This is a genomic window from Mesorhizobium sp. B3-1-6, assembly GCF_006439555.1.
Lineage (GTDB): Bacteria > Pseudomonadota > Alphaproteobacteria > Rhizobiales > Rhizobiaceae > Mesorhizobium.
Genome location: NZ_VFTM01000012.1, coordinates 21,007 through 45,874 on the forward strand (window position 1 = coordinate 21,007; position 24,868 = coordinate 45,874).

General features: G+C 64.4%; 22 protein-coding genes. 13 read left to right on the top strand and 9 right to left on the bottom strand.

Annotated features, from left to right (window positions below):
* Positions 1-132 precede the first annotated feature (132 nt).
* The 7 genes from FJ414_RS12655 to FJ414_RS12685 all read left to right on the top strand — a co-directional run bounded on the left by FJ414_RS12655 (position 133) and on the right by FJ414_RS12685 (position 7,478).
* Entirely contained in the window at positions 133-2,448 is a 2,316-nt protein-coding gene (locus FJ414_RS12655; protein ID WP_140644718.1) for an EAL domain-containing protein, read from the top strand.
* 561 nt (positions 2,449-3,009) lie between these two features.
* The gene (locus FJ414_RS12660; protein ID WP_226892035.1) at positions 3,010-3,702 is read left to right on the top strand and encodes a hypothetical protein; all 693 of its coding nucleotides are present in this window, start codon (positions 3,010-3,012) and stop codon (positions 3,700-3,702) included.
* 94 nt (positions 3,703-3,796) lie between these two features.
* Entirely contained in the window at positions 3,797-3,946 is a 150-nt protein-coding gene (locus FJ414_RS12665) for a DUF3096 domain-containing protein (protein WP_127866594.1), read from the top strand.
* A 150-nt stretch (positions 3,947-4,096) separates the two neighbouring features.
* A complete protein-coding gene (locus FJ414_RS12670) occupies positions 4,097-4,321 on the top strand; it encodes an aa3-type cytochrome c oxidase subunit IV (RefSeq protein ID WP_140644720.1) in 225 nt (74 codons plus the stop codon).
* Between the two features lie 85 nt (positions 4,322-4,406).
* Positions 4,407-5,651 (top strand): Re/Si-specific NAD(P)(+) transhydrogenase subunit alpha, encoded by a 1,245-nt coding sequence (locus tag FJ414_RS12675; protein ID WP_140644721.1) that lies wholly within the window; start codon positions 4,407-4,409, stop codon positions 5,649-5,651.
* Positions 5,651-6,070: an NAD(P) transhydrogenase subunit alpha gene (locus FJ414_RS12680; protein ID WP_140644722.1), complete on the top strand. Its 420-nt coding sequence runs from the start codon at positions 5,651-5,653 to the stop codon at positions 6,068-6,070. The genes FJ414_RS12675 and FJ414_RS12680 overlap by 1 nt, the downstream gene beginning before the upstream one ends.
* A 1-nt stretch (position 6,071) precedes the next feature.
* Complete coding sequence (locus tag FJ414_RS12685) at positions 6,072-7,478, top strand: NAD(P)(+) transhydrogenase (Re/Si-specific) subunit beta (protein ID WP_140644723.1); 1,407 nt, start codon at positions 6,072-6,074, stop codon at positions 7,476-7,478.
* Positions 7,479-7,650: 172 nt separating this feature from the next.
* On the opposite strand, the gene FJ414_RS12690 is transcribed toward FJ414_RS12685, so the two are convergent.
* A complete protein-coding gene (locus FJ414_RS12690; RefSeq protein WP_140644724.1) occupies positions 7,651-7,941 on the bottom strand; it encodes a hypothetical protein in 291 nt (96 codons plus the stop codon).
* A 230-nt stretch (positions 7,942-8,171) separates the two neighbouring features.
* Between FJ414_RS12690 and FJ414_RS12695 the strand changes: the two genes are divergently transcribed.
* Positions 8,172-9,719 (top strand): winged helix-turn-helix domain-containing tetratricopeptide repeat protein, encoded by a 1,548-nt coding sequence (locus tag FJ414_RS12695; RefSeq protein WP_140644725.1) that lies wholly within the window; start codon positions 8,172-8,174, stop codon positions 9,717-9,719.
* 201 nt (positions 9,720-9,920) lie between these two features.
* Here FJ414_RS12695 and gyrB read toward each other — a convergent pair whose 3' ends face one another.
* Both gyrB and FJ414_RS12705 read right to left on the bottom strand, forming a co-directional pair.
* Complete coding sequence (gyrB, locus tag FJ414_RS12700; protein WP_140644726.1) at positions 9,921-12,392, bottom strand: DNA topoisomerase (ATP-hydrolyzing) subunit B; 2,472 nt, start codon at positions 12,390-12,392, stop codon at positions 9,921-9,923.
* 240 nt (positions 12,393-12,632) lie between these two features.
* The gene (locus tag FJ414_RS12705) at positions 12,633-13,205 is read right to left on the bottom strand and encodes an NADPH-dependent FMN reductase (protein ID WP_140644727.1); all 573 of its coding nucleotides are present in this window, start codon (positions 13,203-13,205) and stop codon (positions 12,633-12,635) included.
* 171 nt (positions 13,206-13,376) lie between these two features.
* Here FJ414_RS12705 and FJ414_RS12710 point away from each other — a divergent pair, with 171 nt between their 5' ends.
* Positions 13,377-14,747 (top strand): cytochrome P450, encoded by a 1,371-nt coding sequence (locus FJ414_RS12710; protein WP_140644728.1) that lies wholly within the window; start codon positions 13,377-13,379, stop codon positions 14,745-14,747.
* Between the two features lie 7 nt (positions 14,748-14,754).
* Here the strand turns inward: FJ414_RS12710 and FJ414_RS12715 are convergent, their stop codons facing one another.
* The 6 genes from FJ414_RS12715 to FJ414_RS12740 form a co-directional block, all read right to left on the bottom strand.
* A complete protein-coding gene (locus tag FJ414_RS12715; RefSeq protein ID WP_140644729.1) occupies positions 14,755-15,738 on the bottom strand; it encodes a complex I NDUFA9 subunit family protein in 984 nt (327 codons plus the stop codon).
* Between the two features lie 379 nt (positions 15,739-16,117).
* On the bottom strand, positions 16,118-17,119 hold the full coding sequence (locus tag FJ414_RS12720; RefSeq protein ID WP_181181601.1) for an Ldh family oxidoreductase: 1,002 nt from the start codon (positions 17,117-17,119) through the stop codon (positions 16,118-16,120).
* A gap of 96 nt (positions 17,120-17,215) precedes the next feature.
* Positions 17,216-18,025, bottom strand: a complete 810-nt coding sequence (locus FJ414_RS12725; RefSeq protein WP_140644730.1) for an ABC transporter permease — start codon at positions 18,023-18,025, stop codon at positions 17,216-17,218.
* Entirely contained in the window at positions 18,025-18,735 is a 711-nt protein-coding gene (locus FJ414_RS12730; RefSeq protein WP_181175221.1) for an ABC transporter permease subunit, read from the bottom strand. The genes FJ414_RS12725 and FJ414_RS12730 overlap by 1 nt, the downstream gene beginning before the upstream one ends.
* 148 nt (positions 18,736-18,883) lie before the next feature.
* Entirely contained in the window at positions 18,884-19,681 is a 798-nt protein-coding gene (locus FJ414_RS12735; RefSeq protein ID WP_140644732.1) for a transporter substrate-binding domain-containing protein, read from the bottom strand.
* 57 nt (positions 19,682-19,738) lie between these two features.
* On the bottom strand, positions 19,739-20,554 hold the full coding sequence (locus tag FJ414_RS12740) for an ABC transporter ATP-binding protein (protein ID WP_140644733.1): 816 nt from the start codon (positions 20,552-20,554) through the stop codon (positions 19,739-19,741).
* Between the two features lie 210 nt (positions 20,555-20,764).
* Here FJ414_RS12740 and FJ414_RS12745 point away from each other — a divergent pair, with 210 nt between their 5' ends.
* The 4 genes from FJ414_RS12745 to FJ414_RS12760 all read left to right on the top strand — a co-directional run bounded on the left by FJ414_RS12745 (position 20,765) and on the right by FJ414_RS12760 (position 24,837).
* Positions 20,765-21,637 carry a dimethylarginine dimethylaminohydrolase family protein gene (locus FJ414_RS12745; RefSeq protein ID WP_140644734.1) on the top strand — a complete coding sequence of 291 codons (873 nt, stop codon included), beginning with the start codon at positions 20,765-20,767 and terminating at the stop codon, positions 21,635-21,637.
* Positions 21,607-22,278, top strand: coding sequence for a TetR family transcriptional regulator C-terminal domain-containing protein (locus FJ414_RS12750; protein WP_140644735.1), 672 nt, complete (start codon positions 21,607-21,609; stop codon positions 22,276-22,278). The genes FJ414_RS12745 and FJ414_RS12750 overlap by 31 nt, the downstream gene beginning before the upstream one ends.
* Before the next feature lie 75 nt (positions 22,279-22,353).
* Positions 22,354-23,934, top strand: a complete 1,581-nt coding sequence (locus FJ414_RS12755) for a 5-guanidino-2-oxopentanoate decarboxylase (protein WP_140644736.1) — start codon at positions 22,354-22,356, stop codon at positions 23,932-23,934.
* 195 nt (positions 23,935-24,129) lie between these two features.
* Positions 24,130-24,837, top strand: a complete 708-nt coding sequence (locus FJ414_RS12760) for an SDR family NAD(P)-dependent oxidoreductase (protein ID WP_140644737.1) — start codon at positions 24,130-24,132, stop codon at positions 24,835-24,837.
* Positions 24,838-24,868: the final 31 nt, after the last annotated feature.

Here is a 24,868-nt window from a genome sequence, read left to right on the forward strand (position 1 = left end):
CGCCGCGCCAAACCCCCTGAATTTTCCGATCTGTCCCGTCTGCCGCAATCCTCTGCAACCGGGGTGGGGCGCCGTTCTAAGCCTTTCTTAAGGCAGGTGTGGCATGACAAGGCGTAGTGTTGGGCCAACGGCATGGGTAGAACAAAGACCGAGAACATCCCGGCGGATGTTTATATCCAGTTTGTGCGGTCGTTGTTCGACAACGCGCACATGCTGGTGATCGGTGGCGTTTGCTACTGGATCCTCGGATTCATGATCTATTGGCGGACGCACAATCCGCTGTTTCTGGCCTTTTCTTTCGGCCTGCTCTCCATCAGCCTTTTCCGTTACTTCGGCATTCGCACCTTCCTGAAGACAGGCGGCACCATAGCCAATGTCGAAGAGGCCAGGCGGTGGGAGCGCATCTATATCCTCAAGGGCAGCCTGCAGGGCCTGGGCCTGGGTTCGCTGTGCTTCATATCGATCTACGTTTACCCCGATCCCTTCGCCGAGCTGGCCGCGACGTCGCTGACGATCGCGACCCTGGTCACGGTTGTCGGCCGCAACTACGGCTCCCCGCAGATGGTGCGGATTTTCTCCGTGACCTTCATCGGTCCGGCCGCGCTCGGACTTCTGCTGCGCATGGATTTCCCATCGGTCCTGCTCGGCCTGATGATTATCCCGCTGACCTTCATCACCATCAACAGCGCCGACCATGTCCGCAACGTGCTCTTCTCCGCCGTCATCGGACACAAGCAGGCCAGGAATCTGACGCGCCGGTTCGATCGCGCGCTCAACACCATGTCGCACGGCTTGGTCATGCTGGGGCCAGACGGGCGCGTCGCGGTGGCCAATGCCGAAGCCGCCCGCCTGATGTCGCTGAAATCGGGCGATGCCTTGCTCGGGCGCTCGATCCACGGTCTTTTGATGCGCGGCGTCGCCGGTGGCATGCTGGCGCCGAAAGACTGCCGCTACATCGAGGCGCAGCTGACGCGCGCCTTGCGCGAAGGCCGCGACCGCAAGGTGCTCGTTTCGCTGGCCAACGGCCAGCACTACGAATTCTCCGCCCGCGAAGGCAGCCAGGAACTGGGCGTCATCACCTTCGAGGATGTGACGGCCCGCGTCGAGGCGGAGGAAAAGATCCGCTTCATGGCGCGCTACGACAATTTGACCGGGCTGCCGAACCGCGCCTATTTCCACGAACTGGTCGGCGAGGCGATGGCCTCTGGCGACCAGGACCGGCTGTGCGGCCTCGCGGTGCTCGATCTCGACGACTTCAAGAGCGTCAACGACACGCTCGGCCATCCAGTCGGCGACGGGCTGATCTATGCCGTGGCCGAGCGCCTCGCGGCGATTGCCGGACCGGGCATCACCGTCAGCCGCTTCGGCGGCGACGAGTTCATGATCTTCTTCGACCGTGTCGAGGACGAGAGCCATCTCAGCACCCTGCTTGACCAGATTTTCGCGGACCTGCAGGGCGAGGTGGACGTTGCCGGCCACGGGTTGCGCATCCAGACCAGCGGCGGCGCGGTCCTTTCCAGGGTCAAGGACACTGACGCGGACGCCATGATCGTCAAGGCGGACCTTGCCCTCTACAAGGCCAAGGAACTCGGCAAGAACAGCTGGCGGCTGTTCGAGGCGGCCATGGATGCCGCCTTCCGCAATCGCCAGTTGATGAAAGCCGACCTGCGCAATGCCGTGCAGGCCAGGGAATTGCGCGTCGTCTACCAGCCGATCGTGGCTGTCAGCACCATGCGCATCGCCAGTTGCGAGGCGCTCTGCCGCTGGGATCATCCCGACCTCGGCCCGATCTCGCCCAGCGTCTTCATCCCGCTCGCCGAGGAGATGGGCATCGTTTCCGACATCAGCACTTTCGTGCTGGAGGCCGCGTGCGCCGAATGCGCCAAATGGCCGGCCCAGACCAGCGTGTCGGTCAACCTGTCGGCCAAGGATTTCCGCAGTCGCGACATCGTCCAGAAGGTCAGGGACGCCTTGGCCAAGTCGGGACTGGCGGCGCACCGGCTCGAAATCGAGGTCACCGAGACCGCGTTGCTCGACGACAAGTCGCTGACGCGCGAGTCGATCGAGGAACTGAAGGCGCTCGGCGTGCGCATCGCGCTTGACGACTTCGGCACCGGCTACTCCAGCCTGAGCTATCTCCACAAGCTGCCGCTCGACAAGATCAAGATCGACCGCTCGTTCCTGGTCGATGTGAACCAGAACCGGCAGTCGCTCGATCTGCTGAAGGGCATCGTCAGCCTGTCCCGGACGTTGGGTCTTTCGGTCACCATCGAAGGGGTTGAGACCTTCGAGCAACTGAAGACGCTGGTTCATTTGGTCAAGCCGGACTTCGTGCAGGGCTTTCTCTTCGGCGCCGCGCTCAGCGCGTCCGGCATCGAGACGATGTCGAGCGTCACATGGCCGTTTGCCGCGGACCTTCACATCGCCGGCAAAAGAACAGCCAGCTAAGAAGCAAATCCAGGAAAAGTGCGAAGCGGTTTTCCGTCCGGAATTGCGTCAAACAAGAGCAAATCCAGGAAAAGTGCGAAGCGGTTTTCCGTCCGGAATTGCGTCAAACAAGAGAAAATCCAGGAAAAGTGCGAAGTGGTTTCCCGTCCGGAACTGCGCTGAAATAGAGAGCAATCGCAGAAAAAATGGAATCCGGGTTTCCGTCTGGAGCGGATATGCGCTCCGTGAAACGATAGCCGTTCCGGCGTAGTATAATTCTGTGATGCACTGACGCTTTCAAGCTCTGGATACGGATTGATCTTGATGACCCGCCGTCAGGCCGGATCAGACAATCGCTGGCTGCGGTGTTTGTTTTTTCGCGTGTAAGATCGATGAAAACGATCGCAGCTATTAAGGTTAACAGACGGTAAATCAGCAATCTCGAATTTTCAGCTTGTGTCTCATTTCAACTCGAATAGCTTGTCCACAGGCGGAATTCGAGGACGGACAATAATGGAAGCTGCGGCTAAGGGTGCGTCGGCTGGCGCCAGCTCAAAAGCTGATTCCCTGCTCAACCGAACGATGATGCAGCTCCTGGAGCATGTCGAATATCGCCTCATCACCGGGGGTGAGGATCTGGAAGCGATCTACCGGCTTCGATATCAGTCCTACCTCAAATCAGGCATGTGCGGTCCGATCGCCAGCGGGATGTTCGAGGATCGCTGGGATAATCTTCCCAACTCCTACCGCTTCGGCGTCTATTGTTATGGCGAATTGGTCAGCACATTGCGCTTTCACTATATTTCCAGTGAACAGCCATACTCACCTTCGGTGGACGCCTATCCGGAAGTGTTGCTTCCGCGGCTCGCCCGGGGGGAAACCTTCATCGACGGCACCCGCTTCGCAACCGATCCCGATGCCGCGCCGGCGCCCGGCGTTCTGCCTTTCCTGACGCTCAGGATCGCCATGGTGGCCTCCAATTATTTTGGCCAGGACTCGGTGCTGACCCCGGTCAAGGTCGAGCATTCTCATTTCTATGCCCGGTTCTTCAATGCCGTGCAGAAGAGCGAAGCCAAGCAGTTCCCGGGCGTTCTTGCTCCGATCGCGCTGTTCGAGATCCCTGCCGGCGAGAATATGCGCCGCACGCTCGAGCGGTTCCCGTTCTACAATTCGACGCCGATGGAGCAGCGGCTGATGTTCGGCAATCCGGCCATCAACCGGCTGACGCCCCTCTCCATTCTGCCGACGGCGAAATACTATCGCGCCGCTGCCTGAACTCAGGCCATGAACCTTTCGCCGGCTGCGCCGTTATCAAGGTCGCACCACGGTCTGCCAGGCGATCGCGCCTGTCACACGAAAGGATCCCCGCATGACCATCCACTCGCTCGCGCTGACGCCGCTGATCTCGCTGATCGCCGGCGTACTGATCCTGGTGATGCCTCGGCTCCTCAACTACATCGTCGCGCTTTACCTGATCGTTGTCGGTCTGCTCGGCCTTTTTCCCCATCTCGCCAGCTGAAATCCCGCGCCGGCCGCGTGGACACGGCCGCGGCATTCAATTTCAACTTTCGTTTGAGGCTGTTGTCGCCGGCTGTGCGGCAATAGCGCCATTGCTCTTGGTTCGGCTTTTCGCTATGTGCCTCAAAGGCATTTTCGAAGGGGTACTTCCATGGCTGATCACACGCCGACCGGTCCTGTCGAGCTGGGCGCGCAAATGGACTATGCCGAGCACGACCGTACCTACAAGGGCTTCCTCGGTCTTGCCAAATACTGCTCGCTGTTCTGTGCCGCCATCCTTATCGCAATGGCCTTCGGCTTCTTCGTCGGCGGCTTCTTCTCGGCGACCGTCCTGTTCATCCTGATCATGGCCGTCGGCACTCTCATTCTGCGGTAGACTTCCCAAGCCCATTGCCCTCGACGTCGCCGGACGTCCGGCCGACGCCTTGCGCAATCAAGGTTCCAGCCGAAAGGATCATCCGGTGGGACAAATAGTATTCATCCCTCGTGAGGTTGACCCGAACGAGCCGCGCGTCGCGGCCTCGCCGGAGACGGTCAAGCGCCTGGCGGGTCTCGGCTTCGACGTGATCGTCGAGAAGGGCGCCGGCCTCGGCTCCCGCATCCCCGACCAGGACTTCACTGCTGCCGGCGGTGCGATCGGAACGGCGGCCGACGCCAAGAAGGCCGATGTCGTGCTGAAAGTGCGCCGGCCGACGGATGCGGAGCTCAAGGGCTACAAGTCGGGCGCCGCCGTGATCGCCATCATGGATCCCTACGGCAACGATGCCGCGGTGGCCGCGATGGCCAAGACCGGCATCACCGCCTTTTCGATGGAGTTCATGCCCCGCATCACCCGTGCGCAATCGATGGACGTGCTGTCCTCGCAGGCCAACCTCGCCGGCTACCAGGCGGTGATCGATGCCGCCGCCGAATATGACCGCGCGCTGCCGATGATGATGACGGCGGCCGGCACCGTGCCTGCGGCAAAGACCTTCATCATGGGCGTCGGCGTCGCCGGCCTGCAGGCGATCGCCACCGCGCGCCGTCTTGGCGCCGTCGTCACCGCCACCGACGTGCGGCCGGCGGTGAAGGAGCAGGTGCAGTCGCTCGGCGCGAAATTCCTCGCGGTCGAGGACGAGGAATTCAAGGCGGCCGAGACCGCTGGCGGCTACGCCAAGGAAATGTCGAAGGAATACCAGGCCAAGCAGGCGACGCTCACCGCCGAGCATATCGCCAAGCAGGACATCGTCATCACCACCGCGCTGATCCCCGGCCGTCCGGCGCCGAAGCTGGTTTCGGCCGCCATGGTTGCCTCGATGAAGCCTGGCTCGGTGATCGTCGATCTAGCGGTAGAGCGCGGCGGCAATGTCGAGGGCGCGGTGCCCGGCAAGGTCGTGATGACCGGGAATGGCGTCAAGATCGTCGGCCACCTCAACGTGCCGGGCCGTGTCGCCGCCTCCGCCTCGCTGCTCTACGCCAAGAACCTCTACGCCTTCCTCGAGACCATGGTCGACAAGACGACCAAGCAGCTTGCCATCAAGCGCGACGACGATCTGGTCAAGGCCACGATGCTGACCGACGCCGGCAAGGTGGTGCATCCGAACTTCGCCAAGGCGGTCGAGCAGCCGCGCACCGAGCCGGCGGCCATTCCGGCGACGAGCATGGTCGCCGACGCCAGACCGGCGCCGAAGAAGAAGTCCGCAGCCAAGCCTAAGGGGACCGCGTGATGGACGCCTTGCAGAAAGCCCTCGACCAACTCGATCAGGCGACTGCCGCCGTTCGCCTTGCGGTGCAGGATCTTGCCAACGCGCCCGCAGGCGAGGCTGCCGGTAACGCGGCGCACGCGCTGTCCGGTGGCGCCGTCGATCCCTTCGTCTTCCAACTCGCCATCTTCGTGCTGGCGATCTTCGTCGGCTATTATGTCGTCTGGTCGGTGACGCCGGCGCTGCACACACCGCTGATGGCCGTCACCAACGCCATTTCATCGGTCATTGTCGTCGGCGCGCTGCTCGCGGTCGGCATCTCGGCCTCCGGGCTCGCCGCCGGCTTCGGTTTCGTCGCCCTGGTGCTGGTCTCGGTCAACATCTTCGGCGGCTTCCTGGTCACCCAGCGCATGCTCGCCATGTACAAGAAGAAGGAAAAGTGACGTGACCGTCAATCTGGCTTCCTTCCTCTATCTCGTCTCCGGCATCCTGTTCATCCTGGCGCTGCGCGGGCTGTCGCATCCCACCACCAGCCGGCGAGGCAATCTCTTCGGCATGATCGGTATGGCGATCGCTATCGCCACCACGCTGGCGTTGGCTTTGCCTTTGGCTCCCTCGGTCGGCCGTTTCGGCTGGATCGTGCTCGGGCTGGCCATCGGTGGCGGCATCGGCGCGGTCACCGCGCGCCGCATCGCCATGACCTCGATGCCGCAGCTGGTCGCCGCCTTCCACTCGCTCGTCGGCTTCGCCGCCGTGATGGTGGCGGCTGCCGCCATGTACGCGCCGGAGAGCTTCGGCATCGGCACGGCAGGCGACATCCATGCGCAGGCGCTGGTCGAAATGAGCCTGGGCGTAGCCATCGGCGCCATCACCTTCACCGGCTCGGTCATCGCCTTCCTCAAGCTCGACGGCCGCATGTCCGGCAAGCCGATCATGATCGGCGGCCGACATCTCATCAACATCGCGCTCGGCATCGCCCTGGTGGTGCTGATCGTGCTGTTGGTCACCACGGAATCGAAGCTCGTCTTCTGGCTGATCGTCGCCGCCTCGCTGGTGCTCGGCGTGCTCTTGATCATCCCGATCGGCGGCGCCGACATGCCGGTCGTGGTGTCGATGCTGAATTCCTATTCCGGCTGGGCGGCTGCGGCTCTCGGCTTCACGCTCGGCAATCTGGCGCTGATCATCACCGGCGCGCTGGTCGGCTCGTCCGGCGCGATCCTGTCCTACATCATGTGCAAGGGCATGAACCGCTCCTTCATCTCGGTCATCCTCGGCGGCTTCGGCGGCGAGACGGCCGCGGTTGCCGACGACGGCATCGAGCGCACCGTCAAGCAGGGCTCGGCCGATGACGCCGCCTATCTGATGATGAACGCGCAGAAGGTCATCATCGTGCCCGGCTACGGCATGGCGGTCGCCCAGGCGCAGCACGCGCTGCGCGAGATGGCCGACAAGCTCAAGGCCGCCGGCGTCGAGGTGAAATACGCCATTCACCCGGTCGCCGGCCGCATGCCCGGCCACATGAACGTGCTCCTGGCCGAGGCCAACGTGCCTTACGACGAGGTGTTCGAGCTGGAGGACATCAACTCCGAGTTCGCGCAGGCCGACGTCGCCTATGTCATCGGCGCCAATGACGTCACCAACCCGTCCGCGCGCGACGACAAGTCCTCGCCGATCTACGGCATGCCGATCCTCGACGTCGACAAGGCCCGCACCTGCCTGTTCGTCAAGCGCTCGCTCGGCTCCGGCTATGCCGGCATCGACAACACGCTGTTCTACAAGGACGGCACCATGATGCTATTGGGCGACGCCAAGAAGATGACCGAGGAAATCGTCAAGGCGTTTGATCACTGAGGCGACTGTGGCCGACTGACCGAAACAGAAAAGCCCGGCAGCGACAGGCCGTGGTTTTTCGTTGATCGGATGGCCTCGGTGCCGATGCGTCACGAACTGCCCACGGCGCAGACACTCAGGTCTCCTCCGTGGCGAATGCTCAAGGCGCAGCCGAAGCCTGGCCGCTCTCCAATCAGTGTTCGCGGCGAAGGCGGCGGTCTGTCACCACCTGCGCCAGCATTTCTGTCGGGTCGCGGTCGACCGGCAAGGCAAAGGCGTTCTCGAGATCGCAGCTGGTAAGGCCGATATCGCGACGCTCGCATTCGCTCATGGCGGCCAGACATGCGAGCTGGCTGCGCGCCTTCCAGAACCGTGGCAGCCACAACAGCGTCCATTTCACCGCCTCGTACATCCGGAAAAGCGAGACGAGAGCGTGCCGCCGGTAGCCGGTTTCGGCACCAATCGAATGATCGGTCGTTGTCACGGCGTTTGTCTCCGTGCTCGACATGGTTGCCTCCTGTTGCGATCGCGGGCATTCGGCGCGGCCTTGGCCTGCGCACCGGTTGCAGCGATCTTGCCCACGCGTTGCGGCTTGGGTTTCTTGCCACCTTCATCGTTGAGTGCGAGATTGCGCCGTTTCGAGATGCTTGTCCGGAAAGCGGCCTGAAAGAGTACTGACGAAGCTCTGAAAATTCTGAGGATCAGACAGTCGCGATGAACGTCGAGCCACAGCCGATCTACAGCTTCGCCGGCTTCAGCCTCGACACGCGCGCCGGAGTGTTGCGCGACGGTTCGGGCGAGATCGCGCTGCGACCGAAATCGCTCGATCTGCTGATTTTTCTTATCCGCAACGCCGGCCGGCTGGTGCCGAAGGACGAGCTTCTGCATGCGGTGTGGAGCGACGTGATCGTCACCGAAGATTCGCTCACCCAATGCATCAGCGACATCCGCCGCGCGCTAGGCGACAAAGCGCAGACGCTGATCCGCACCATGCCGCGCCGCGGCTACATGTTCCCCGGCGAAGTGCTGGAGGGACCGCCAGCCGTCGATGCACGTCCGTCGCCTCAGCTCCCCGACAAGCCGTCGCTCGTCGTGCTTCCATTCGAGAACCTGTCATCGGACCCCGAGCAATCCTACCTCGCCGACGGCACGGTAGAGGAGATCACGGCGGCGCTAGCGCGCATTCGCGGCCTGTTCGTCATCTCGCGCAACTCGGCCTTTGCTTACCGAGGCCAGGCGCTTGATCTGCCGCGCATCGGCCGCGAGCTCGGCGTCCGCTATGTGCTGGAAGGAAGCGTGCGCCGGCATCTCGACCAGATCCGCATCTCGGCGCGGCTGGTCGAGGCAGAGACCGGCAGTCTAATCTGGGCGGAAGGTTTCAAAGGTGACATCGCGGATGCGTTCGCGCTGCAGGACAATGTGACGGCGGGTGTCGCAGGCGCGATTCTGCCGTCAATCCAGATGGCGGAAATCGAGCGTGCGCGCCGCAAGCGGCCGGGCGACCTGCAAACCTACGATCTAGTGATGCGCAGTCTGCCGCATGTCTGGGCGCTCGGTCGCCAGGACAATGCGATCGCCATCGAGACGCTTGAGAAGGCTTTGCTGGGCGATCCCGATTATCCGCTGGCTCTGTCCCTGCTGTCCTGGTGTCATGCGCAGCGCAAGATCTACAGTTGGTCGACCTCGCCAGAGGCCGACCGGCGCCGTGCGCTGGGGCTGGCGGAGCGATCTGCCGAACTCAACGGTGACGATCCATTTTCCCTGGCCGTGCTCGGCGCTGCCCACACCGTGTCGGGCAATTTCGTCACCGCAGGCGCGCTGCTTGAAAAGGCGTGTTCGATCGATCCCAATTCGGCCTTCGCCTGGAACAGGAGCGGGTGGGTTGCAGCCTACAGAGACGAGGTCGAGCGGGCGGCGGAATGCTTCGAGCGGTCGCTGCGACTGGGGCCGTTCGATCCCATGGTTTATACCTGTCACTTGGGCCTGGCTGTCGTGCATTTCAGCGCCAGGCGGCCCGGTCAGGCGGCGGACCTGTATCTGCGTATCCTGGCGGAGCATCCGAATGCCTTGTGGATACTGCGTACGCTGATGCCGGCCCTTGTCGAAGCGGGACGCCTCGACGAAGCCCGGCAGCAAATGGTGCGTTGTCAGCGCGAATATCCGGAGCTCACCTTGCGGACGGTTCGCGACTCGATGCCCTTTAGAGCTGAAATTCTCGACCGACACGAAAACGCGCTGAGAAGCCTTGGAATGCCGGAATAGAGGACCACTTGCCGGATCGGTGGCCGGAACAGACAGCCGGAAGGAGGCCATGAGGCTATTTCATCGCCTGGAGCCCCTGGCAGCCGGCTCGCGCAACAACGGTGCGACCAATTTCACGAGCTATATCGTCGGAGTGGATCGTGGTCAGGCGGCGCTGCTGAACGCCGCTTTGGCAAGCTCCTTTAGAGCATCGCTACGGTCTCAAATATCCAGATTGGCGACCGACAGCGCATTGTCCTGGATGAATTCGCGCCGCGGCTCCACCTCGTCGCCCATCAGCCGCGAGAACAGCGAGTCGGCGTCGGTCGCGTCATTGACCTTGACCTGCAGCAGCGAACGCACATTCGGATCGAGCGTCGTTTCCCAGAGCTGCTCGGCATTCATCTCGCCAAGGCCCTTGTAGCGCTGCATGGTCAGCCCCTTGCGGCCGGTAGCGAACACTGCGTTGAGCAGCGCCAGTGGTCCCGAAAGCAGCTCGGAGCTTTCCTTGCGGCGCAAGGTCGGCTGCTCGCCATAGACTTCCGCCAGGCGCGAGGCATAGCGGTCGAGCTGGCGCGCATCGGCCGAAGCGATCAGCCCGGCATCGAGCTGCGCCACGTCCTTCACGCCGCGCACGGTGCGCTCGAACACATAGCCGCCGGAGCCGTCATTGGAGGCCGACAGGCGCCCGGTCCAGCCGCGCTCGGTCTCTTCGGCGATCATATCGAGCCGCCCGGCGACGCGCTCGGCCATCGCATTGGCGCGGCCGAGATCGGCAAGCACGTCGGCGTTGAGCGCGCCGGCGATCGCCGCCTGCTCGACGACGCTGCGGTTGTAGCGCGTGTGCAGCCCGTTGATCAGCTGGCGCACGGCAATTGCGTCGTCGATGGCGCTGCGCAGATCCTGGCCTGTCCGCACCTCGCCGGAGGCGAGCGTCAGCGAAGCCTCGTCCAGCCCGGACTCGATCAGGTATTCCTCATAGGCGTTTTCGTCCTTGAGGTATTGCGAGCTCTTGCCCCGGGTCACTTTGTAGAGCGGCGGCTGGGCGATGTAGAGATGGCCGCGCTCGATCAGCTCCGGCATCTGCCGGAAGAAGAAGGTGAGCAGCAGCGTGCGGATGTGGGCGCCGTCGACGTCGGCGTCGGTCATCAGGATGATCTTGTGGTAGCGCAGCTTGTCGGCGTTGAACTCGTCCTTGCCGATCGAGGTGCCGAGCGCGGTGATCAGCGTGCCGATCATGTCGGAGGAGAGCATGCGGTCGAAGCGCGCGCGCTCGACATTCAGGATCTTGCCGCGCAGCGGCAGGATCGCCTGGTTCTGGCGCGAGCGCCCGCCCTTGGCCGAGCCGCCGGCCGAGTCACCCTCGACGATGAAGATTTCGGACTTGGCCGGGTCGCGCTCCTGGCAGTCGGCAAGCTTGCCAGGCAGCGAGGTGACGCCGAGCGAGCTCTTGCGCGTGATGTCGCGCGCCTTGCGCGCGGCCTCGCGCGCCGCGGCCGCCTGGATCACTTTCTCGACCACGACCTTGCCTTCGGCGGGATGTTCTTCCAGCCAGGTGCCGAGCGCCTCGTTGACCAGGCTTTCCACCACCGGGCGCACCTCGGACGAGACCAGCTTGTCCTTGGTCTGCGAGGAGAATTTCGGGTCCGGCACCTTGACCGAGAGGACCGCGGTCAGGCCTTCGCGGCAATCGTCACCGGTCAGCGATACCTTTTCCTTCTTGGTCTGGCCGGACGATTCGCCGTAGCCGGTGACCTGCCTGGTCAGCGCCGCGCGAAAGCCCGCCAGATGCGTGCCGCCGTCTCGCTGCGGGATGTTGTTGGTGAAGGCCAGCACATTCTCGTGGTAGCTGTCGTTCCACCACATCGCGACTTCGACGGTGATGCCGTCGCGCTCGGCGCGGATGGCGATCGGCGTCTCGATCAGCGGCTTCTTCACCCGGTCGAGATATTTGACGAACTCCTCCAGGCCGCCGTCGTAATGCAGCTCATGGCGCACGATGTCGGCATGGCGGGCGTCGGTCAGCACGATGCGCACGCCGGAATTGAGGAAGGCAAGCTCGCGCAGTCGATGCTCCAGCGTGCTGTAGTCGAACTCGACCATGGTGAAGGTCTCGGCCGACGGGAAGAACGTGATTTCGCTGCCGCTGCGGCCCTCATAGGTGCCCGGGCGCTTGTCCTGCTCGTAGCTTCCGGTCACCTTCAGCGGTGCGTCGGCATTGCCGTGCGTGAAGCTCATCTCGAAGATCTCGCCGTTGCGGCGGACCTTGATCTTCAGCCATGCCGAAAGCGCATTGACCACCGAGACGCCGACGCCGTGCAGGCCGCCCGAGACCTTGTAGGAGTTCTGGTCGAATTTGCCGCCGGCATGCAGCTGCGTCATGATCACTTCGGCCGCCGAAACGCCCTCTGAGGGGTGGATATCGGTCGGAATGCCGCGGCCATTGTCGATCACGGTGACGGAACCGTCGGGGTTGAGCGTCACGGAGACGAGGTCGGCGTGGCCGGCCAGCGCCTCGTCGATGGCGTTGTCCACCACCTCATAGACCATGTGATGCAGCCCCGAGCCGTCATCGGTGTCGCCGATATACATGCCCGGCCGCTTGCGCACGGCATCCAACCCCTTCAAAACCTTGATGGAATCGGCGCCGTACTCGGCTTCCGCGCCATTGGCGCTTTCGATCTGGTCGCTCATGAAAACCTGTCTGATTGATGCCGCTGGTACAGCGCCGAAAAATGGCCCCGAATCGCGCCGTTTTGATGTCCTAGATATAGGCGCAAACGGTTGCTTTTCCAAGGTTTGCGGCCATTTTGCCGGCTTGGCGAGCGACCCCGTCACGTCCGCGCGAGATGCTGGCGAGCGCATTGGGGCGTCCGACAGTGAAAGCCGTGCCGAAGCGCGGCCTCGCAAGTGTCTTTGCGGGGAGCCTCGCGCCTATCCGGCGGCACGCAACGTCTTCAGCGCCTCGCCCCATCGGGACAGTTCGTCCAGCATCGTCCTGGCGCCTCCCTGCACCTGTTCGCTCGGTTGAAATGCACGGTTCTGGTCGAGCAGCGTCGCATAGGCGAGCAGCGCCACGCCCTCCGGGATCGGCATGACGCCGACGGAGGCGAGCAATGGCTTCAAGGCCTGCGCCGCGCGCAGGCCGCCGGACACGCCGCCATAGCTGAAGATCGCCGCCGGCTTGTAGCGCCATTCATGGACCAGGTAGTCGATGGCGTTCACGATCGCAGGCGCCACGAAGTAGTTATACTCCGGCGCGACGAACACGAAGGCATCGGCGGCATCGATCGCCTTCGACCAGGCCTTGGTGTGGTCGTTCTCGTATTTGCGCAGGCGCGGATGGTGCGGCTCGTCCAGCATCGGCAAGTTGAACGCCGCGATGTCGGTCAGCACCGGCTCGAACTTGCCGTGCTCGCGGGCGAAGCCCTCCAGCCATTCGCCGAAGATTGGGCCGCCGCGTCCCGGCCGCGTGCTGCCGATGATGATGTCCAGGCGTTGCTTCACTTGGGGCTCCTTGCTTGACGGTATCCGTTGGTGACTAAAGCAAGCCTCCACCCACAACAAGCAGGCATCGGCGGACGTCGTTCACATTCCGGCGAGGCGCCGGGCCGCTCGGTCACATGGACGTCCGCTTCGTCGGACACTACATTCGGCGCTGTCAGCGGAGCACGCTTCATGGACACCAAGCCCGCCCCCTTCGTGCCGCCGGCGCCGACGCCGCGCACAAAGCCGCCTTCGACGCTGGAGATGATGCGTATCATCTACCGCAACCCGCTCGAATTATGGGGCGAGCACACTTACAACGAGCCCTGGATTTCGGTGACCGGCGTCGGCGGGCCGCTGGTGGTCGCCAATGACCCGGGCCTCATCCGCCATGTGCTGGTCGACAACGCCAGGAACTACAAGATGGCGACCGTGCGCCAGCTGGTGCTGCGGCCGATCCTGCGCGACGGGCTGCTGACCGCAGAGGGCGAGGTGTGGAGGCGCTCGCGCAAGGCGATGGCACCGGTGTTCACGCCGCGCCACATCTTCGGCTTCGCCGAGCCGATGCTGAGACGCACATTGGAGTTCGTCACCCGCTACGAGGCCGGCGGCATGACCGATGTCGCGCATGACATGACGCTGCTCACCTACGACATCCTCGCCGAAACGCTGTTTTCCGGCGAGATCGCCGGCGAGCCCGGCAGCTTCGCCAAGGAGATCGACCGCCTGTTCGAGACCATGGGCCGTGTCGACCCGCTTGACCTTCTGCGCGCGCCGGAATGGCTGCCGCGGCTAACCCGCATCCGCGGCCGCAAGACCATGGCCTATTTCCGCAATATCGTGGCCAACACAGTGAAGATGCGCGAGGAGCGGCTGAAGCGCGATCCCGATGGCGTGCCGCAGGATTTTCTCACGCTTCTGCTGCGCGCCGAGGGGCCGGACGGGCTGACCCGCGCCGAAGTCGAGGACAACATCATCACCTTCATCGGCGCCGGCCATGAGACGACCGCGCGGGCGCTGGGCTGGACGATCTATTGCCTCGCCGGGGCGCCCTGGGAGCGCGACAAGGTCGAGCGGGAGATCGACCCCGTGCTGGCGCGCGAACCGGATCCGACCAAATGGCTGGATGCCATGCCGCTCACCCGCGCCGCTTTCGAGGAGGCGCTGAGGCTCTACCCGCCGGCACCTTCGATCAACCGCGAGCCGATCGAGCCGGAGACCTGGAACGGGTTGTACATTCCGAAATACGCCGCCGTGCTGGTGATGCCGTGGGTCGTGCATCGCCACCGCAAGCTCTGGGACAGGCCGAACGCCTTCCTGCCGGAGCGCTTCCATCCGCAGAACCGCGACAGGATCGACCGGTTCCAGTACCTGCCGTTCGGCGCCGGGCCGCGCGTCTGCATCGGCGCCAGCTTCGCCATGCAGGAGGCGATCATCGCCCTGGCGATCCTGCTGTCGCGCTTCCGGTTCGACGTGACTCCTGAGACCCGGCCATGGCCGGTGCAGAAGCTCACCACGCAACCGCAGGGCGGCCTGCCGATGCAGGTCTCCCGCCGCGCCTGAGCTTTTGTCAGCGATCGGCGATAGGCCGGCGCTGCTGGAACTGGCCGGCGGCGCGAAAGCGCCAGAGATAGCTGGGCAGGATGGTGGCGATCGCCTGCGGCTGGATGCCGAGGCCGGTCAGGGTCCTGGCGGCCTTGGCGGCGTCGTCCGAAACGACGTTGTGCTCGCGCAACTGCATGACCTGGTCCTTGGTCAAGAGCGGATTGGGCAGCAGCTGCAGGATCGAGGCCTGGATGTTCGCCACCCAGAACGGCACCGGCACCAGGAGGCGGCGGCGTTCGACGACCATCAGCAGCTCTTCCATGCATTGCTTGAAGGTCAGCACCTGCGGCCCGCCGAGCTCGTAGATCTGGCCGCCCTCGATCTTGCCGTCGACCGAACGCGCCACCGCTTCGGCGACGTCGCCGACATAGACCGGCTGGAACTTGGTCTGCCCGCCGCCGATCAGCGGCAGCACGGGCGAATAACGCGCCATGTTGGCGAAGCGGTTGAAGAAACCGTCCTCCGGCCCGAAATTGATCGACGGCCGCAAGATGACGGCATCGCCGATCGTGTCGAACACGGCTTTTTCGCCGAGCGCCTTGGTGCGGGCATAGTCGGACGGCGACTTGAGATCGGCGCCGAGCGCCGAGATGTGGGTGAGGCCGGCGCCGACCGAGCGCGCGGCTTCGGCGACGGCGCGCGCCCCGAAATCGTGCACGGCGCCGAATTTCTGGCGGCCGGTCTCATGCAGGATGGCGACGAGGTTGACGACATGGTCGGCGCCCTGCACGGCGCGGTCTACCGACCAGCGCACGCGCACATTGGCCTGCACCGGCTGGATCTGGCCGACATTGCCGAGCGGCTGCACATGGCCGGCAAGGTCGGGCCGCCGGCAGGCGACCCGGATGCGGTAGCCGCGCTTGGCCAGCGCCCGCACGACATGGCGACCGACGAAGCCCGAGCCGCCGAAGACGACGACGAGCTTGGGGGTCTGCAGGATTTCGGTCATGACTGGCTCCGCGCGAGTGCTTGGCTGAAGCCGTTTCTTAATCCGTTTCTCGCCAAAGGCAAAGAGCGACCGGAGGTCGCCATTGCGTTGTTTTCGGACTTGCCCAGAATGCCCCTCCTGCTGCGTTCGAAGAAAACGCAAAACCCCGCCGAAGCGGGGTTTTCCGGGCAGCGTCCGCGCCGAAACAGGGTCCAACGAGGCGGCCAGACCTGAGACGGTATCAAGGTGGCGCGAAGCAAGCACGCACGCCCCGCCCTAAACGCTCGGCGCGGCGCCGCCAACCGCGAGCCAAACGAAGCCAACCGGACGGCTCGCGGCGTGGGATGCCCGGAGATTGGTCGTTGCAGGGCGAGAAAAGGTTCACTCGCGGAGAGGAAAATCAGGCCGAGTAACGCTCGGCGAATTCCGAAATGCGCTGCACCACCGCCCTGGACGTGGTGATGCCACGCGCCTTTGCCTTCTCGGCGGCTTCGGCGCGGGAGCGGCCGGGGATATGCACGCCATAACGCCGCCGCAGCCGGTCGAGCTGGTCCTTCATGCGCTGCTCGAATTCCGGGTCGAGCAGCTTGGGTTCGATGGCGAGAACGAAAAGTCCGGTGCCGGGGCTGTCCGGCCCGCCGGTGAACCAGGGCGCGTCGAGCGACCAGTTGGCGCCCGAAATGCCGGCCGCCAGCACCTCGACCATCAAGGCGATGTTGGCGCCGCGCTGGCCGCCGAAGGCAAGCATGGCACCCTTCATCGCCGCCGCCGGATCGGTGGTCGGGTTGCCGCTGGCATCCAGCGCCCAGCCTTCGGGGATCGTCTTGCCGTCCTCGGCCGCCTTGCGGATGTTGACGAAGGCGGTCGCGCTCGACGACTGGTCGATGACCAGCGGCGGCCCGTCGGCGGCGGGCGACGCGAAGGACATCGGATTGGTGCAATAGACCGGCTTGACCGAGCCCGAGCCGGCAAGCACCGCCGGCCCGTTGGTGGCGGCGAAGGAAACCAGCCCCTGTTCCGCCAGCCGCCCGGTGAAATAGCCGAGCGCGCCGCATGTATAGGCATTCTTTTGCGAGAAGATCGAGACGCCGAACAGTTTTGCTGCCTTGACCAGATCGTCGATCGTGCGGTCAAAGCCGGTATGGGCAAGTCCGCCACGCGCATCCGAAAGATAGACGGCGAGCGCCGGTCGGGTGATCGCCGGATCGGCGTTGCCGTCGATGCGGCCGGCTTCGAGCGCTTCCAGATAATCGATGAAATGCGACAGCCCCACCGCCGACAGGCCTTCGGCCTCCGCGGCGATGATCGAGGCGGTCAATGACTGCGCCGCTTCTTCGTTGGCGCCGGCGCCGAGCGCCGCCATCCGGCATAGGCCTGTTGCCTGGTCGAGAGTGAGTTGCATCAGGGCTGCTCCTGAGTGAGTAGAAAAGTAGGGAGTAGTCAGTAGGGGAAAACCAGCAAGGAGCCCACTGCTCACCACTCACTATTCACGACTCACTTACCCGATCTTGACCGGAATCCGTGCCTCGATCCGACTGAAGACGAAGACCAGGATGCCGGTGATCGTCATATAGATCAGCGCCAAGAGCAGCAAAGGCTCATAGGTCAGGTAGGTGTCCTGGCGCACCTTGGAGGAGACGGCGAAGATATCGATAACGCTGATCGTCGCCACCAGCGGGGTCGACTTCAGCTGCAGCACGGTCTCGCCGGTCAGCGTCGGCAGCGCCCGATAGAAGGCCTGTGGCAACCAGATGCGCCGGAAGATTTTCCAACGGCTCATGCCGAACGCGCGGGCGGCCTCCAACTGTCCGCGCGGCACGCCGGCGAAGGCGCCGCGCATCACTTCACCCTCATAGCCGGCGAAAGACAAGGTCAGCGCCACCACGCCATACGGCCAGGCCTGCCGGAGATACGGCCAAAGCCAAGATTCGCGGATCCACGGATATTGCGGAAAGATCGAGCCGAGGCCGTAATAGAGCAGCCAGAGCTGCAGGAGCAGCGGCGTTCCCCGGATGATGGTGCAGAAGACCTTCGCCGGTGCCGAGAACCAGATCGGTCCGCCTGCCTGGGCCAGCCCGAGCGGCACGGCCAGCGCAAAGCCCAGCGCGCAGGTGACGGCGAGGATCCAAAGCGCCCGCCATATGCCCATCAGGCCCATTTCCCAATATTGCGGCAGCCAGTCCCAGCGCATGAAGAAGGCGGCGCAGAGCACCAGCGCCAGCGCGATCAGGATCAGCACGATGCGGTGCGGTTTGAGCCAGATCGAGGCGCGCGCCGCCATGTTGATCGCGGAGGCTTCGGCCGACATCAGCGCGCCTCCCTGACGGAGGGCATGCCGCGCCGCGACCAGGCCTCGACGCGGCCGATGATCAGGTTGGAGAACAGCGAGAGCGCTAGATAGAGCGCGCCGGCCGCAAGGTAGAAAAGAAGGTAGGCCTTGGTCACGCCGGCCGCCTGGCGCGTTGCAAGGGTGAGTTCGAAGAAACCGACGACAGCAAGCAGCGCGGTGTCCTTGGTGGCGATGAGCCACAGATTCGCCAGGCCGGGGATGGCGAAGGGCAGCATCGCCGGCAGCGTGATGCGTCGCAGCATCAGGCCCGGCGACATGCCGTAGGCGCGGGCGGCCTCGATCTGACCTTGCGGGATGGCGAGGATGGCGCCGCGGATGACTTCGGTCGAATAGGCGCCCTGGACGAAACCCAGCACGAAAATGCCGGCCGCGAGCCCGCTGATGTCGACACGGCTGTAGCCCATCGCCGTCAGCACCTGGTTGATGAGGTCGGTGCCGGCGTAATAGAGCAGCAGGATCAACACCAGTTCCGGCACGGCGCGCACGACGGTCGTGTAGACCGCGAGCAGATCGCGCGTCACCGGGCCGCCATAGAGCTTGCCGAAGGCGCCGGCGGTGCCGATCATGAGGCCGAGGCAGGTGGCGCCGATGGCGATCTCGACCGAATGCAGCAGGCCGACCAGCAGCGTGCCGCCCCAGCCGGGCGCCACGGGCGACAGGAGTTCCATGAAGCCGGCCGCGGAGGCCGGAAGAAAGACGTCGATCAGCTTCGCCCCCGGATTGCTGGCAAGCCACCGAGGGCAAGGTCGGCGGCGCGCATGCGTGGCAAGGTCGGGCATGGCGCGGACGCCATGCCCTCACTCATTGCAAGAGGACTCAGTTCGACTGCGTGGCGCCGCCATAGATGTCGAAGTCGAAATACTTCTTCGAGATCTCGTCATATTTGCCGTTGGCGCGGATCGCCTTGATGCCGGCGTTGAATTTTTCCTTGAGCCCGGTGTCTTCCTTGCGGATACCGGCGCCGACGCCCGGTCCAAGCACCTCATCGTCCGGGGCCACCATGCCCTTCAGGTCGCAGCAGGCCTTGCCCTGGTCCGACTTCAGGAACTCGCCGAGCGCGATCGAGTCGGCCTGCACCGCGTCGATACGGCCGGCGGCCAGATCCTGGTTGGCTTCGTCCTGGGTCTGGTATTCCTTGATCTCCTGTGCGCCGGTGAAATGCTTCTTGGCGTACACGGCATGCACGGTCGAGACCTGGACGCCGATCACCTTGCCCTTGAGATCGTCCGGCGTGGAGCCGAACTTCTGGTCCTTCGGTCCGATGATCGCGGTCGGGGTGTTGTAGTACTTGTCCGAGAAGTCGATCGTCTTCTTGCGCTCGTCGGTGATCGACATGGAAGAGACGATGGCGTCGATCTTCTTGGTGGTCAGCGCCGGGATGATGCCATCCCAGGCAACCGGCGTGATGACGCAGTCGAGTTTCTCTTCGGCGCAGACGGCGTCGACGAAGTCGATCTCCCAGCCCACCCATTTGCCCGAGGCGTCGGGCGAGGTGAAGGGCGGATAGGGTTCGGCGGCGACGCCGATCTTGACCTGCTCGGCCTTGGCCGCGCCACCCATCGCCGCGACGCCGAGAAGCAGCGCGGCGGCGAATGTCTTGAGAACAGTCTTCATTTCAGGACTCCCAGTTTGTTGTTGTTCCCGGTTTTTCGCTCCGCTTGATGCCGGCACCTAGCCGACATTGCGGAGGAATTGCTTGAGCCTTTCGGATTTTGGCGCGCCGAACAGCTGTTCCGGCGGACCCTCTTCCTCGACCAGCCCGTTGTAGAGATAGACGACATGCGTCGCGACCTCGCGGGCGAACTTCATTTCATGTGTCACCAGCACCATGGTGCGCCCCTCGCGCGCCAGGTCGCCGATGACTTTCAGCACCTCGCCGACCAGTTCGGGATCGAGTGCGGACGTCGGTTCGTCGAACAGCATGACGCGCGGGTTGATCGCCAGCGCGCGGGCGATCGCGGCCCGCTGCTGCTGGCCGCCGGACAGGAAGGCCGGATAGACGTCGCGCTTCTCCGCCAGCCCGACGCGGGCAAGCAGCTTCTCGGCCTGGGCGATCGCTTCGTCGCGCTTGACGCCTAGCACATGCACCGGAACCTCGATGACGTTCTCGATCAGCGTCATATGGCTCCACAGGTTGAAATTCTGGAAGACCATGCCGAGCCTCGAGCGGATACGCTCGATCTGCCTGCGGTCGGCCGGAACGGTATGGCCGTGACTGTCGGCCTTGAGCCTGATCTCCTCGCCATTGACCCGGATGATGCCGCTGGTCGGGTTCTCCAGGCAGTTGATGCAGCGCAGCAGGGTCGACTTGCCGGAGCCGGAGCCGCCGATGATGGCAACCACCTCACCGTCGCGCGCCGACAGCGAAACGCCCTTCAGCACGTGCAACTGGCCGAATTTCTTATGCAGGTTTTCGACATGGATGGCTTCGGCGGCGCCATTCTGCGCCTTGCCTGACTGGACTGCGGCAGCGTCCGCCACGCTCACCGGGCGACCTTTCTATGGTCGAAGGCAGGTCGTCGAACGTCCATCCGGCTAATCAACATACGCTGTATTGCCCGCTCCAGACTTCAGCATGGACCCGACAGCGCGAGCCCGTCAATCCCGCTCATTACGGCACTTGCGGCCTTGTTGCGCAAGTGTATAAATAGCCTTTCATGAAATTTTCACGATTTTTTTCATCTTAAAAGGACATCGATGAGCGCTTTCGGATCACAGTCCATGGCGGCGCCGCTGCGGCGCGTGCTGATGCGGTCGGCGGCCAACGCCATGCGCGACGCCGACAGGGCTGCCTGGCACTATGGCCCGGGATTCAACCCGGCGAAGGCCGCTTCGCAGCATGCGCTCCTTGCCGAACTGGTGGCGGCTTCCGGCGCCGAAATCGAATGGATCGAGGACACGGCCGACGGCCTTTCGGATTCGGTGTTCACGCATGACCCGTCGCTGATGACCGACCGCGGCGCGCTGATCCTGTCCATGGGCAAGCCCTTGCGCGCCCGGGAGCCCTCGCTGCATGAGGAAACCTACAAGAGACTGGGCATTCCGGTCCTCGGCCGGGTCGAGGCGCCTGGTCAGGTCGAAGGCGGTGACTGCGTATGGGTGGATGCCCGCACGCTGGCGATCGGGCGCGGTGTGCGCTCCAACCAGGAAGGTATCCAGCAGGTTTCCAACCTGCTGACGCCGCTGGGCGTTTCCGTCTATGGCTTCGATCTGCCGCTGTGGCAGGGCGAAGAGGCGTGCCTGCATCTGATGTCGGTGATCAGCCCGCTGGCCGACGACCTTGCCCTGGTCTATTCGCCGCTTCTGCCGGCCCCGTTCTATCAGATGCTGAAGGCGCGCGGCATCCGGCTGGTCGAAGGCGACGCCGAAGAGTTCGCCGCTTCCAACGGCCTCAGTTTGAACGTGCTGCCGACCAGCCCGCACAAGGTCATCGCCGTTGCAGGCTTTCCCAAGACCAAAGCCGCGATGGAAGCCGCCGGCTGCACGGTTGAGATATTCGAGGCGGACGCGCTCTGCATCGCCTGCGAAGGCGGGCCGACATGCCTGACGCGGCCGATCCTGCGCCAATGAATGCGCGCCGCAAGTTCCGCCGCGAGGGCGAGGAGCGGCGGCGGCAGGACCTGATCGATGCGACGCTCGACAGCGTGGCGGAACATGGCCTTCAGGGCGCCACCTTGCGTACCATCGCCTTGCGCGCCGGCGTCACCGCCGGACTGATCCGGCACTATTTCCCCGGCAAGGAAGAATTGCTGCAGGAAGCCTATACGGCGCTGGTCGGCCGCATGACCGAACAGGCGAAAGCGGCATTGGTCATGGAAGACGCCTCTCCGCGCCAACGCCTCGCGGCTTTCGTCACCGCCAACCTCAATGCGCCGATCATCGACCAGCGGGTGTTTTCGCTCTGGGCAACCTTCCTCGGCCGCGCCGGCGCGGATCCGTCGCTCGCCCGCGCCCATCGCGAAGGCTATCTCGGCTTTCGCAACGAGGTGGAAGCGGTCGTGGCCGAAGTGCTCGCCGCCGAACGGCGCAAGCCGGACGCAAGCGGGCTGCGCCACCATGCCATAGCGATCAACGCGATCATCGACGGGCTCTGGATCGAAGGCTGCCTGGCCGGCGAGATGTTCTCGCCCGGCGAGCTGGCGGCGATCGGCATCAAGGCCGTCGAGGCCGAACTCGGCCTCGCGGCGCTGGAGCAATTCCAGGAAAAATGAGAAGCGGTTGGGTTCGGCCATTTCGCCGTAACTTTCCGTCCGCAATTGCATGAGAAACAAAAGGAAGGAAATGCGATGACCACCATCGGCGAAGCGCTCATCACCCTGCTCGAAGCGCATGGCGTCGACACCGTCTTCGGCATTCCAGGCGTGCATACGGTCGAGCTCTATCGCGGCCTGGCGCGCTCGAAGATCCGCCACGTCACGCCGCGCCACGAGCAGGGGGCAGGCTTCATGGCCGATGGTTATGCGCGCGCCGGCAGCCGGCCGGGCGTCGCCTTCGTCATCACCGGACCGGGGCTGACCAACACCATCACCGCCATGGGCCAGGCGCGCGCCGATTCTGTGCCGATGCTGGTGATCTCCGGCGTCAACGCAACCGATACGCTGGGCAAGGGCTTGGGCTTCCTGCATGAACTGCCGGACCAGCGCGGCATGATGGAAAAGGTCGCGCTGTTTTCCGAGCGTGTCACCGAAGCCGGGCAGCTGCCGGGCGCTCTCGCCCGCGCCTTCGCGCTGTTTTCGTCGGCGCGGCCGGGGCCGGTTCATATCGAGATTCCCACCGATGTGATGGTCAAGCCCGCCGACGGCATAGCGGCGGCGCTGAGCAACGCGGCGCCACCGGTGCCGGACGCCGCGGCGGTCGCTGAAGCGGCGAAGCTAATCGGGGCCGCCAGCCGACCGCTGATCCTCTCGGGCGGCGGCGCCAGGAAGGCCGATGCGGCGCTGCGGCGCCTGGCCGAGACGCTTGGCGCTCCGGTCGTCGAGACCGCCAATGCGCGCGGCCTGCTGCATGGCCATCCGCTGTGCGTGCCGGCGAGCCCCAGCCTCAAGGCCGTGCGCGCGCTGATGGCGGATGCCGACCTGGTGATCGCCGCCGGTACCGAATTCGGCCCGACCGACTATGACGGCTATGGCGACGGCGGCTTCGTGCTGCCAAAGAACCTGATCCGTATCGATATCGGCGCCGACCAGATCGCGCGCCGGCCGGTGACGGTCGGCATCCAGGCCGATTGCGCCGACGGGATCGAGGCTCTGCTTGCGGCGATCGGGCTCGGCCATGCTGCGGCAAGCGATGGCGAGGCTCGTGCGGCCGCCGCGCGGAAGGCAGCGCTAGCCGAATTGAAGCCCGACTATCTGGCGCAGGTTCACGCCGTGGAAACGATCCGCGACGCGCTGCCGGGCGCCATCATCGTCGGCGACTCGACCCAGCCGATCTATGCCGCCAATCTCTATTACGACCACGACCGTCCCGGCGGCTGGTTCAACGCAGCGACGGGCTTCGGCGCGCTGGGTTACGGTCCACCGGCCGCGATCGGGGCGGCGCTTGCGGTGCCCGAGGCGCCGGTGGTGTGCCTCACCGGCGATGGCGGCTTCCAGTTCACCTTGCCGGAGATCGGCGCCGCGCTCGACGCCGAAGCGCCCGTGATCTTCGTCGTCTGGAACAACCGCGGCTATCGCGAGATCGAGACCTCGATGCTCGATGTCGGCGTCGAGCCGGTCGGCGTCTCACCGGCTCCGCCGGATTTCTGCAAGCTCGCCGAGGCCTACGGCATCGAGGCCGAGCGGCTGGCCGGGACCGGTGGTCTTGCCGAGGCGCTGAGGCGCGCCCGGGCGGCAGGCGAGCCGCGCGTCATCGAAATCACCGTCGACTGAAGACTGGCACGTCTGCCGGTAGGCCCGTTCCGGCGCCGGCAGATTGATGTCGCCTGCCAAGTTCCGACGCATGCAAAGACGCTGCGCCTGCCATGTCGATATTTCAATTGAGTGACGACGCGAAAGGCGCGACGTTCGAGACTGGGGCGGCATAACCCAAGATATAATCAAAAAAATGACAGGAGCGGTCGAAGGATGACGGAAACGCTTAATGGCAGGCATGTCGTGGTGACGGGCGGTACTGGGGCGCTCGGCGGCGCGGTTGTCGGCAGATTGCTGGAGCAAGGCGCGATCTGCCACGTGCCCAATGCCCATGCGGCGGCCCCGCCGCATTTTCCTTACGCAGCCCATGCCAGCGTGCATCTGGCGCATAATGTCGACCTGTCGGATTCGGCCAAGGTCGAGGCCTTCTACCATCAGGTGCCCGCGCTCTGGGCCTCGATCCACCTTGCAGGCGGCTTCACCATGGCGCCGGTGGAAAAGATCGAGTCGGCTTCCTTCGCCGAGATGATGGAGACCAACGCCCGCACGGCCTTCCTGTGCAGCCGCGCCGCGGTGCGCTCGATGCTGGAGTCCAATACGGCCGGCCGCATCGTCAATGTCACCGCGCGCGCCGGTCTCGACCCGAGGCGCGGCTCCGGCATGGTCGCCTATGCCGCGAGCAAGGCGGCGGTCGCGGCGATGACGGTGGCCATGGCTGAGGAACTGAAGCACAAGGGCATCCTGGTCAACGCCGTGGCGCCCTCGACGCTCGACACGCCTGCCAATCGCGCCGACATGCCCGATGCCGATTTCGCCAAATGGGTCAGTCTCGAAGCCGCGGCGGAAGCGATCGCCTATCTCGCCTCGCCCGCCAACCAGGCCATGAGCGGCACGCTGGTTCCGTTGTACGGCCGGGCCTGAACTCGATATCCCGACAAAAGAAAAACCCGCC